The sequence below is a fragment of the Planococcus shenhongbingii genome (assembly GCF_030413635.1).
GTDB lineage: Bacteria > Bacillota > Bacilli > Bacillales_A > Planococcaceae > Planococcus > Planococcus shenhongbingii.
Map to the genome: position 1 here is coordinate 3058827 of NZ_CP129235.1, position 12646 is coordinate 3071472.

The 12646-nt window shown below is 41.6% G+C and carries 8 protein-coding genes; all 8 read right to left on the reverse strand.

Annotated elements, in window-relative coordinates:
* Positions 1–213 precede the first annotated feature (213 nt).
* Positions 214–3084: an S-layer homology domain-containing protein gene (locus tag QWY16_RS14940; RefSeq protein WP_300990021.1), complete on the reverse strand. Its 2871-nt coding sequence runs from the start codon at positions 3082–3084 to the stop codon at positions 214–216.
* A gap of 638 nt (positions 3085–3722) precedes the next feature.
* Complete coding sequence (locus QWY16_RS14945; protein WP_300990022.1) at positions 3723–3887, reverse strand: hypothetical protein; 165 nt, start codon at positions 3885–3887, stop codon at positions 3723–3725.
* Between the two features lie 1587 nt (positions 3888–5474).
* Positions 5475–6191 (reverse strand): DUF1028 domain-containing protein, encoded by a 717-nt coding sequence (locus QWY16_RS14950; RefSeq protein ID WP_300990023.1) that lies wholly within the window; start codon positions 6189–6191, stop codon positions 5475–5477.
* A 17-nt stretch (positions 6192–6208) separates the two neighbouring features.
* Entirely contained in the window at positions 6209–6331 is a 123-nt protein-coding gene (locus QWY16_RS14955; protein WP_300990024.1) for a hypothetical protein, read from the reverse strand.
* Positions 6328–7764, reverse strand: a complete 1437-nt coding sequence (locus QWY16_RS14960) for a sodium:solute symporter family transporter (protein ID WP_300990025.1) — start codon at positions 7762–7764, stop codon at positions 6328–6330. The genes QWY16_RS14955 and QWY16_RS14960 overlap by 4 nt, the downstream gene beginning before the upstream one ends.
* Positions 7761–7883 carry a hypothetical protein gene (locus tag QWY16_RS14965; protein WP_300990026.1) on the reverse strand — a complete coding sequence of 41 codons (123 nt, stop codon included), beginning with the start codon at positions 7881–7883 and terminating at the stop codon, positions 7761–7763. Before QWY16_RS14965 ends, QWY16_RS14960 begins: the two co-directional genes overlap by 4 nt.
* 373 nt (positions 7884–8256) lie before the next feature.
* Entirely contained in the window at positions 8257–10095 is a 1839-nt protein-coding gene (locus QWY16_RS14970) for an Ig-like domain-containing protein (protein WP_300990027.1), read from the reverse strand.
* 233 nt (positions 10096–10328) lie between these two features.
* Positions 10329–12593, reverse strand: a complete 2265-nt coding sequence (locus QWY16_RS14975; protein ID WP_300990028.1) for a fibronectin type III domain-containing protein — start codon at positions 12591–12593, stop codon at positions 10329–10331.
* Between the last annotated feature and the right edge of the window lie 53 nt (positions 12594–12646).

A 12646-nucleotide genomic window follows, 5' to 3' on the forward strand; every position in this document is an offset into this window, starting at 1 on the left:
TAACAATTATTACTCTAAAATTTTATAATTTATACAAAAAACAGAGAAGTAAAGTCATCAAACTAAAACGAGTGCCTCTTAGCTAAATGAAACAAGCTATCGTAAAATAGAAAAGGTTCATATTTCCTTTTCCTTTACATAAAAACAACCTTCCTCTATTGATGGGAGGAAGGTTGTTTTTAACGCCTATATCATTACCATGTTTAATCTGTCTTACCGGAATTTTTCGTTCATCGCTCGTGCTAGGAATGTGGAAAACTGTGCCCTTGTCGTCGCGTTTTTCGGCTTGAAAGTCTGATCGGGGAATCCGGTAGTAATTCCGTTTTTAGCTAGACTTGAAATATACTCCTTCGCCCAAGATGAAGAAACATCGGTAAAGTTCTTGGGTGAGGACCCTTCCAGGTTATAAGCAATTACAAGGATTTTCGACATTTCGGCGCGTGTCAAGATTTGATCCGGCTTGAACGAGCCGCCCGGATAACCGTTAAACAAACCAAATTCCGAGACAGCGGCAACATAATCTTTTGCCCAGTGGGAAGAACGAACATCTTCAAAAGCGGAATTCGTAATGGGCACCGGCAAGTCTAAAGCAACTGCAAGCATTTTGGCCGCTTCAGCGCGCGTGACATTTTTATCCGGCTGAAAACTGCCATCCGGATACCCTGCAAGGATTTTCTGATCGGCCAGATACATCACTTCATCATAAGCCCAATAACCCGATTTCAAGTCACTATAATTCCCATCCTTCACGACTATTGTTTTTATCTCACTGACATTTCCAGAAGCATCGGTTGCCGTAACCGATAATTTGGTTCCCGTCTTCTGGTTCGAAATTTTCACCGTGTAATTTCCTTTCGCATCGGCTGTCCCTGTTCCAATCAATGATGTTCCGTTTTTCACAGCAATATCGGAACCGATTTCCGCTTTTCCTGTCACTGTTGATGAATAATGATAAACCTCGTTTACAGCAGGGAGCACCGGGGCGGTGATGTCTTTCACAATCATCTCAGTCACTTCACTGATGTTTCCAGCGGTATCTGTTGCCGTAATGGTCAATTTGGTTCCCGCTTTTTGCTTAGGAATTGTTACTTTATAGCTTCCAGGCACGAAATGGTCCGTCTTTCCAATAATGGTATCTCCGTCCTTCACTGTAATGAATGTCGACTCTTGAGTGACACCGGTTTCTGGCACACTTTCCACGGTCGTTGATTTTTCTGTAATTTCTTTAACCATAGGTGCCGCCGGAGCGGTTTTATCGATAAAAAACCAAATATGAGATGAATTGCCCGTTAAATCGGTGACTCTGAGTGAATACTCTCCTTCTTCAGAAATCACTGTGCCGCTTATATAAGGTTTTCCGTTCAATGTAGCCGTTCCTTCACTGAATGTCGGAACGATATGGGTGTTAAAATAACCGAATTCCGCTCCTTCAATTTTCGGCGGTGTTTTGTCCATCGTGAAATCGGCGACTGTCTGATTTCCTAATGCATCTATCGCCTTAACTGTATAGAAGCCTTCTTCTGTAACTTCATGGCCACTTGCTATTTCCATGCCGTTCAAAGTAGCCGTTCCTTCATGGAACACCAATTCGAAATCGATATTGGCATACTTTCCTATTGGACCGAACCATTCCCCAGGGATAGAACTAAAGATAATAGGCCCGGTCTTATCAATTGAAAAATTCACTTTCGTTTGATTGCCTGCCTCGTCTTTGACGACCAATACATAATTCGCTTCTTCTGTCACCAGCGTGCCGCTGTCAAAAGGCTCTCCATTTAAAGTGGCAATCCCTTCAAATTCAGGTGTTACTTCTGATCCATAGGCACGCCCTGGTTCAATTCCGGATACTTCCGGAGCAGTGCGGTCTATTCTAAAAGAAAAAATGGTTTCATTGCCTGCATTGTCGGCCACTACTAAGGTATGACGGCCTTCGGTTGAAATCACAGTGCCGCTCTTGAACGGTTCACCGTTCAATGTTCCAATTCCTTCTTCAAAAACCGGCTGCACTTCTTTGGCCACGCTATTTTGCGTGATCCCGGATACAGTCGGAGCCGTTTTGTCTATTTCAAATTCAATGCTTGTTGCATTTCCTACGCTGTCTTTCACAGAGAGAATGTAGGTTCCTTCTTTCGATACTGCACTTCCGCTCTCAAACGGCTTATTATTCAATGTCGCCGTTCCTTCATTAAATGCGGGATAGACATCTCTATTGTATATCCCGTTAGCTAAAACGCCTGTCACGACAGGGGCTGTTTCATCGACGACAATAAAATCAGCTTCACTGAAATCAACGGTATCCTGCCAATCGCCTTGTGTTTCCCTATTGTGCAGATAAGTAAAGTTAAAATTCTTATCATATATGGCAAGTTCACTGACAATCCACCTGCCTCCCACAATGCTATTTTCAATTTTCACGGTACCTTCGAAAAAACCAGTTGCTGAATTGAACTGCAGCAAAATGTCGTCAGACTGTGTATAGTTACTTCTGTTTTCATACCGGACAGTGGCATAGTCAACTCCGCTTTCCTGGTCACTCGCTTTTAAGCTGATTTTCACTTGTTCCCCTGCGGCTGTTTTGTTTTTATCCACTGTTAAACTGTGATAGACCGGTGAAGTGATATCGTTTCCGTGAATCAGTAAATTTCCTGCACTTAAATCCATAGAGATGCTTTCATGTGGCATAGGATAGGGTCTTTGGTTAAATACCTGCAGCTTATTCCCACTTTTATCGGTCAGCAAGATATAGGCAATTCGCCAAGTACCGTTAAGACCAAAGGATTTTCCGTTCACCTCCATAGAACCTTCGTATTTTTGAGTAATGCCATTCCAGTTTAGCTGAAAAGACTCGGCGTCGTTTGTGGCGCCATACTGGTACACAACCTCGACTGTGTCTATCCCGCTTCCTTCATCACTGGCTTCGACACTTACTTTTACGTTTTCTCCGCTCGTCGCTTTACTCTGACCAACTTCAATTCCGTAAAATTTCGGTGCTGTTGCGTCTTCTGCTGCTATAACCGAAGCCGGTGGCAATAAAGTGCACAACAAGCTCCAAACAATTGCAGATAAAATCAGCTTTTTTCTCATGTTCAATTCCCTCTCTTTTCTCTATTCCACCCCAATTATTCATCTTGCTTTTATAAGCAATGTGCTACTTAACAACTTTCTCTAATCACCTCTGTCATGTGAATGTTATCATTTTTTTACTATTTCTGGAACTCAAAATTGTTTTAGACAGCAAAAAAACGCATCCAAACCCATTAGGGCTTTCGGGTACGGCACTATCTCTATGCTGCTTATTATTTGGAGAATTTATCTATTATATTATATTTCAAGTTCATTGTCCGTCTTTGTATTCTTCTTTTTTCATTCCGTTGAATTTTGCCTTTTTCAATGGATTTTTTTAAAAAACTCATTATACTTATCCACAAATGCCGGTTTTTCATCCTCTCATTTGGAATTATCGTAGCTTAAAGTAATACCTTTTTGAACTAATCAAAATACCTTTACCTTCTCCTTGCATGGCATTGACGAGTATTAATAATTCAATTTCCTTTAAGCGTAGTTGATTGCTGACGACCACTCTGTCGCCTGGACAGTGTAAAACATAAAACGCTCCAAATTTAAATATGCAATTTTTAGTTTTAAAATCCATAAATGAGAAAAAGCGCGTTCCATAAATCGGAACACACTTTTTCATTTCTTCTTAATTTATACTAATATTATCACCCTTCGTCCTGCAGCAAACCCATCTCCCGCGAAGACTCAAAATCGAACTTCCCAGCCGGATTCTTCAACGTCGGCAGCATTTCCACAAACGGGAACAATTCTTTTTGGGCGACTTCAAAAACGCGTCGTAGTTCTTTGACCGGATCCGGATGCTCATCCACCCGCAGATCGACAAGCGGATATTCTTCAGTGCGAGATTACAAAATTCCTCTATTCTGTGTTCAAGCAGAATGTTAATAGGGCTTTAAATTAATACTTTTATATTGGACGAAGGCAAAGCGTACACTTTCTATTCAATATCATCGACATCTTTTCACCGTTCCCTGTCTTGAAAATTTCCTTAAGCCCAAATCTTATAAATCTGTAAAACAGCTTCTTGTACATTTAAAAATCAATATTATATTAAATTATCAGAATATTACAAATTTAATGTTGACTTTCTCTTACTTTAGGCACATAATACAGGTGACTACATAGAACAGTTAGAAACTTTGATAATTTTGTAAAAGACTGCAGCATTTTCTTTATTAAGCAATTTGCCGACATGATTAATCCGTATTTAATAACTTCTGTTTCCTTTAATTCTATGAAACATTTATCATCAATTTCCGGCAGAGCAAGGGATTCCGCTTTACTACATAGTTGGCACTGAATATCTACTATAAGCCAGCTTTCTTTTCTCTCTGCAAAAAGATGAACTCCTGTCTGTCGGCTTTCATTATAGAAACAATAAGATAAGGAACGCTTAACAAAAACTATCACCTAGGAGGCCTGCTCTTAAAGATCAACCGCATTGCACCGATTTTCTGGTAATCCCTTTTAGTCAGATGAGTGTGGCAAAATATCTTTAGGAAGGTGACAACTAATGAAGCAATTCAGAAAAATAACGTTTCTTTTCTTCTTATCTTTCTGCTTGATTACCGGTATGTCGGGCGCATCTGTTATGGCGCATAACAATGGAGACAATTCTCCGCAGCATTCGGTCTATAATATTACGTGTAAATACTTCCCTTCTCAGGGAAAAATGACCGTTAGAGCTCACCCGCTAAAACATGTAACTGCTTGGCAAGGCTATAAAAATGATACTGTGTATTGGACGCCTGTACTTTACAAGTGGAGCCACCATAAGCAAAAGTATTATAAACATCAACAGCCAGACCGTCCACTTGCATACGCCTATGTAAACAAATTTGGCATTAAACATCCAGCCGCTAAACATTCAGGATGGTACGACTATTCAAACCACAACAACTATTCGTACAAGTCGTTTCACAATCTTCCTCATGGACACTATAAGGTAGCTCATGTGGCAAAGTGGAAAAGTACGGGCCATTCGCATACGACTTGGTCTTCAAATACATGTTCCTTCCTGAATAATTAGCACTGAAGCGTGAAATGACAGGTAGATTCATAAGAACAACTGCATCTTTTACTCTTTAAATTTAGGAGACGCATCATATGACAAAAAGATTGCCACAGCTTTTCATATAGAAAAACTGTTCCAGACTATAAAACAAATCTTTTCCAAAATCATGCGATGCTCGATTTCCTGATTTAGCTGGTAAACGATGTTGGTGCTTGGCTCTAATTATGGACAGACCGCCAACAGTGTTCCTTATCTAAATATTGAGCTTCGAATCAACTATTTTCATCAAACTGAAAACCACCTGATGCAGTTGCAAAAACTGCATTAGGTGGTTCTCTTATATTCTACCCGTCCATAGGTTTGGATCAATCACGTTATCCTCTTACTTCTCGTCCTGCAGCAAACCCATCTCCCGTGAAGACTCAAAATCAAACTTCCCTGCCGGATTTTTCAACGTCGGCAGCATTTCAACAAATGGGAACAATTCCTTTTGGGCGACTTCAAAAATGCGGCGAAGTTCTTTGACCGGATCCGGATGCTCATCCACCCGCAAATCGACGAGCGGGTATTCTTCTGTGGAATAGACTTTCAAGGAAGCCGATTGCCGGCCCCGTTTGTCGCCTCCAGCAGCTTGCCCCGCTTCCATCGCGGCGATCAAGCGTTCAGCCAATGTCAGCTCGGATGTGCTGTCGAAGGATTTCTTCATTTCCTGGATGGTCTCTTCGCCGACCAGCATATTCCCGGCAATGGCGTAGTTCGGTCCCGTCACATGGCCGTACCAGCCGTCGCACTTGTCGCCGGAAAATGCTACAGCATTGCCTTGTTTATCCACAATGCCAAACTGGCGGATTGCCGGTTCCGGGTCTTCCTGCAAAATCCGCTCCATTACTTGCTGGGCAGACAAGCCTTCCTCCAAATACTTCAAGCCATTGATGCCAATATACGGATTCACGAACGACTGCGTAGCAATGGCCCCGACTCCCGCTTTTACGAACGGGCACAGGCAGCCCACCGCCGGCACTTTCGTCGAAACGGCCACGCCGAACTGGCCCGTTTTCTCATCCCGTGCTGTGATTGAGAATGTATTGAGCTTTAACATTCAACCCCTCCTAAGGTTCACCAGATTTTGTTCTTTCTTAATTCGTAAAGGAAATACCCGAATATCGTCAGCATCAATAGTGCCGAGCCCAGTATGCTGACCCAGATTAAAACGGTAAAAACGCCGAGTGAAATCGTCATTTACGTTTCACCTCCGTTGCATGGCTTTGTCCGACCCGGTACAATTTGCTCCAATTGTAGTCGGCCGGTTTCACGAGGCTGCCAATCCAGCACACGAGAAAGGAAACCCAGCCGCTCGCCACTACTCCTTGCAAATCGCCGACGGTGTAATACACGATATAGCCCACGATGATGGCTAAAATCGAAGCGATAAAAGAGACCGTCGCATCAAGCTTTTTCCAAAACAAGCCGTAAATGATGGGAAACACGAACGCCGCATTGATGACGCCCAGGAAAATCAGCATCTGGAGCATGGTTAGGAATTTGGGCAAACTGATCAGCAATGCCAAGACCCCGATGGCCACTGTCAGGATTTTACTGATGCGCAGCAGTTTTGCGTTGTCTGCACGCGGGTTGATATTTTGGTAAATATCATGGATCAACAGCGACACCAAGGCATTCAAGATGGCCGCAATGGTAGAAGCCAGCGCCGACCAGACCCCGACCAAGAACACCCAGCTGACAAAGTTCCCGCCGTAAATCTGCGCGATAAATGGTGCCACTTGATTGACTTCTTCCGGTGCCTGATTGGTGCCGATGGCGACAAACGCCAAAGTAGCCGTCGCAAGCGGCACGAAAAACCAGCCGATTCCTGCTAAAGCGAAAATGCTCATCAACTTATCTTTTCGGACTGCATAAGCACGCTGCCAGAATGTGTTGTCCATAAATACTTCACCAATGGCGAACATCGCCCCAGCAAACATGAACAAGATCCCCGCCGGCAAAAGCAGGTCCAATTTCTCAGGGGCGAACTCGGCCATCCCTCTATAAATCGGCGCAACCCCTGTGGAAAAATACACAAGCGGCGGCACGATGATAACTACCAGGAAAATCAGCATGACCTGGAAAAAAGCGATGCCCGTAATGGAAGAAAAGCCGCCCATTGTGGCGTAAGCGATAACGATGATAAACGTCAAAATAACCGCCAACGAATAAGGGACATCAAAAATCTGTTCCAGCAAAAGCCCTCCGCCGATTCCTTGAGTCATCAGCAATCCGAACATATAGATAAACAGCATAATCATAAAGAAATAATAGTTCTTCTTATCAAAGCGGTTTTTATAGAAGTCCCCTACTGTCTTGCCATGCGGAATGATTTCATGAATGCGTTTGCCTAAAGGCGAAAACGACACGACTGCAACGCCGCCAAGGAATGAATACGCAATGGCGCCAATCACACCCAGTCCGTATGCCGCTTCCGGGGCAGCCATAATGGTATTCCCCGTAATCCAGAATGCCAGAAGAGACGTCGTTCCGAACGCTACGCCAAGCTTGCCGTTCCCTGAAATGTATTCATCGGCTGTAGACACTTTCCGTGAGATGAACCAGCTCGAAACAATGAAAATAGCACCCAGGATCAAGATGACAATAATGTTCCCCCACGGAATGTTCATTCCCGTTCCTCCTCTTCTTCTTTGTGAACCATTTCACCATACAATCCGAACAACGGGCCATAAGCGGAAATCACAACGACCAAAAACAATACAATGCTGCTGGTGATCCAAAACGTCATGTTGTTTCCTCCTATCATTTTTTTGGCCAAACCGCAAAGCGCCTACCTTGTCAGCCTTTCGTTTTTATTCATCTTAAATAAAGACATTAAGTAACAAGAAAATCGATATGATAAACAAAAAGAAAGGCTTTCTCTTCACTCCCTTTCGTTTCGTAACAATTTGATAATGAAAGTATATTTTGGATATACATAAATGTCAAACTTTTTAGATAATTTAAACTAAATTTCATTGTGTCTTTTTTAAAACAAGAAACACGCAAGATTGGTGACTGATGGGACAATGACGAAATGCATGAATTAAAAAACTGCACTTCTATTGTTAGCCACAGCTAACAATAGAAGTGCAGTTCAGCAGAAATAACTTTTTTCGCTTTTACTTCTTCGTGAAAATAACCTTATTCATTCCGGAAATTTGAATCCGGTCTCCGGTTTTCAACGTAGCTGTTACGCTGGTGACGGTATAAGCATCCGGTTTGGCTGAAAGGATCTCGTTTACAATTGAGGAAGAGCCTCTTTGTACAAAAAGGTTCCCCATATAATCCGTAGTTGTGATTCTGTATCTCCCGGCACTGATATCTGTCCCCACTGTCCAATATCCTGCGGACAAGGTGTTCGATTTAACGCGGGATGCCACTTTGGTAAATTGCACGCTATCCAAACCCATGATTTGAATTTTATCGCCAGCTTTGATGTCCGTCGTAACCGTTGTTACACCATCAGCGGGATCTTTTGCCAGTATTTCATTTATATAGCGGTCGTATGAACTCATTGTAATGAATAAGTTGCCAAAATCAGATGTCGTCGTGATTTTATAACGGCCTGCTGGCAAATGAGTGCCGCCTTTCCAAGTGCCCGAGCTCAAAGTTTTGCTGTAAGGCACAGTAATCGTCGCGGTCGTTGTTTTGCCGTTCGTGGTCGTAGCGGTGATTTTAGCAGCCCCTGCTGCAACAGCAGTCACTTTCCCTTTTGAATCGACTTTTGCTACTTTGATGTTCGAGCTCTTCCACTTTAATGCTTTATTTGTCGTGTTGCTCGGACTTACTGCAGCGGATAATGCGAGTGTCTTTCCTTTCGTAAGCGTTGCGGAAGATTTGCTCATCTTCACCGACTTTGCAGCAACTGGAGAAGTAACCGTCACTTTCACCGTTGCTGTCTTGGCGCTTTTAACGGCAGCTGTAATCGTTGCTGTCCCTTTTGCCTTGGCAGTCACTTTGCCTTTGCTGTCGACAGCAGCAACTTTTGCATTCGATGACTTCCAAGTGACCGTTTTATAGGTGCTGTCGGCTGGCGATACTGTCGCAGTCAATACACTTGTTTTGCCTGCCGTTAGCGATAAAGCTGTTTTGTTGAGCTTTACCGTTTTGGCAGATACTTTTACTGTCAAGGTTTTCACTGCTTTTGCATTGTCTTTTGCTGTTGCGGTAATCGTAGCGGATCCGCCTGCGATTCCTTTGATGTTTCCAGCTGCATCAACCGTTGCGACTTTGGTATTTGAGCTTTTCCAAACGACTGTTTTGTTTACGGCATTTGAAGGCGAAACTGTTGCCGTCACTTTATATGCCTGGCTAGGCGTAATCGCTAAAGATGACTTATTCAACTTCAAGCTTGTCGGAACAATGACTTTTTTTGTGAAACTCATGGTACCGGCAAGCTCCGTTACGTAAACTTTTTGTCCTGCGGCAAATTTGTATTCAAACGGAGCATCTGCCGGATGCAATTCGATGCCTTCAACGTATTCGTTTCGCTCGTCATAGACATAAATATACATGTCATAAACACTGTTTTTCGCGTGGTCAACATCCAATAAATAAGTTCCGGCTGGAATTTCAGCGCCAATTTCGTACAATCCGGCAGACATATTTTTCAAGTCCACTTTCGAAACACTTCCGATTTGAATTGTCGAACCTGCGGATTCCGGGTAAACTTCAATCCGGTCGCCCGTCTTCAATTTGACCGTCACTTGGTTAGGGTAATAAACATTTTCGCTATCAAGTGTTTCCCAAACCAAATCATTTATTCCTCTCATCACATAAATATTGGCCATTCCTTTTGAAACACTGAATTTCGTAAGCCCGGCGGGAATATCTTTCCCTACTTGGTATTCGCCTTCACTTAATGAACTAACGCCTTCTGCTTGTACAGTATTGCCCATCAATAATGACAAGAACAATACCAGCACCAACATCATCTTCACCCAAACATTCTTTTTCACAAACGGACCTTCTTTCGCTTTTGTTTATATCCCTGCAGATTATAAAAAATATTCATTTTTTCTTCGTCTGCTTTCCTGTTGCTATTATAAAGCCCATGAGCAGAAACTACTAGTCTATTTTACTTAGTATATTTCTTTTTTTACCAAGCAATTTTCAGTTCTTTTAGTTCCGTTGTTTAAAATCCTTTAAATAAAAAAAGCTCATCCCAAAGATGATTGGGATAAGCCACTTTTTATAATTTACCCGATACAATTGTCGTGTATGGACTATACACCTTTTTCCCGTCGACAATGCGATAAGCACGCACTTTATAATAGTAAGTTTTCCCCTTCACCAACCCTGTGTCCGTAAAGGCAATGGAAGAACCACTAGTCTCCGTCTTAACTTTAGTATAAGTTCCTGACTTGCTTGTTGCGCGGTATAGTTCATACCCGCCCGCTTCGCTTACTTTGCTCCAGGAAGTTTTAATTGCGGTTGCACTTGCTTTGGAAGCTGAAATTTTTGAAGGCGCTGCTAAACTTGGTTTGGCATTGCCGCTATTAGAATATGGATAATACACTTTCTTTCCACTAATTGTTCGATAAGCTCTCACTTTATAATAGTAAGTTTTTCCTGCTGTCAATCCACTATTCGTGTAACTTAAGGTGCTCCCGCTTGTGATTGTACCGACTTTGCTGAATGTCCCGGCACTCGAAGTGCTTCTGTAAACTTCATATCCCTGGGCTCCTGGCAGCTGCGCCCAACTCACTTTAAGCTTACTGTAACCGGCTGATGCGGCTTTGACTGAAGCACTGACAACGACCATGGTTTTAGTGGAACTTCTATTGCCTGCTAAATCTATGGTATAAACACCGATTTTAGTTCCCGCTTTTTGTTTCGGTATTTTCATGCTGTACTTTCCATCTTTTGCAGTTGCCTCCCCAATTTTCGATGAGCCGACTGCTGCATAGACTTTCGTATTGGAAACTGCGGTTCCCACCAAAGTGATTCCCGTATCATAAATTGAATCGACAGTTGGTGTTTTGTCTGCAAACGTAGCTTTTAATCTATAGTTAGCGTTAGTAAGTCCAGACCAGTAATACGGATTTATTTTAATGTAATAAGTTCCTTTACCAAGTTGCTTTTCAAATTTTATTGAATTTCCAATAGAACTTGGATAGTAAGTATCTAATCTCGTTCTATTGCTGTCATACAGTGACAAAGAAGCACCTCCTGTAAGGTTATCTAAACTAATCGCTGCTGTCCCTGATTTGTCTGTTGTAAATTTGTACACGTCTTGGTCAATGCTTGAATAGCTAGTTGAAGAATAAGATTGATTTGAAACCATTGACATAGATGTTTCTATAGTGTCGTTAGGCTCGTAACTTTTAGTATTTCTCGTAAAAGATGATGGATAAGTCGCTTTTACTCGATATGCGGCACTTTTAATTCCGCTCCAACTATATGGATCCACCTCAAGGTGAAATTTCCCTTTTATAATATTCGCATTTAAAACGATAGTATTGCCACTTGTGCTTTGATAATCATGATCTACTAAGTCACCATTTGCATCATATAAATGCATAGAATAACCTCCAGTAGTTTCGTCTAAAGTGATATATACTTCTCCATCGGCATTAGCAGTAAATTGATAAATATCTTTATCAATATTCGTCGTTGCTGTCGAACTATAAAAGTCGCCAGATTTAATCGGCATACTAGTTTCATCGGTGTCATTTGGCTCAAACGTTGAAATATTTCTCGTGAAAGAGGAAGGATAAGTTGCTTTCACTCTATAAGTGGCACTTGTTATTTTATTCCAACTGTAAGGATCTATCATTAGATAATAATTTCCTTTCAGTATATTGGCATTTAAAACTATGGAATTTCCCGTTGTACCTTGATACTTATAGTCTACTAAATCACCATTAGCATCATATAGATGCATCGAAAATCCCCCTGCCATTTGATCGAGAGTAATATATACTTCGCCATCTCCTGTAGCTGTAAATTGATACACATCGCGATCAATTTTTGTTTCGGCTGTTGAATTGTAGAAATTGCCAGAAGTAATTGGCAAACTAGTCTCATTGGTGTCATTTGGCTCAAACGTTGTAATATTTCTATTAAAAGATGAAGGATAAGTCGCTTTTACTCGATAAGTTCCACTTGTTATTCCACTCCAACCGTATGGTTCAATTTTAAGGAAATATGTTCCTTTAGGGATATCTTTGTTAATAATAATTGTATTTCCACTGGTGATCTGATAATGATAATCGACAATTTTACCTTGCTCATCATATAAAAACATAGAGAAACCACCGGTAGTTTGGTCAAGGGTTATATAGGTTTCTCCATCATTGTTTGTGGAAAATTGATAGGTATGTGTCGTATTTGCAGTAATTTTTTTAGTCACAGCAACACCTGAGGTTATAGTCGTTTCTGCAGCTAAAACTGCATTATCCAAAAACAAAGTCAAAATCAATACAAAAAAACTGGCATAAAAAATCTTTTTCAATAAACTGCACTCCTGTCTTTTTTTAATTTGATAAATGGTTATGAGAAAAAACT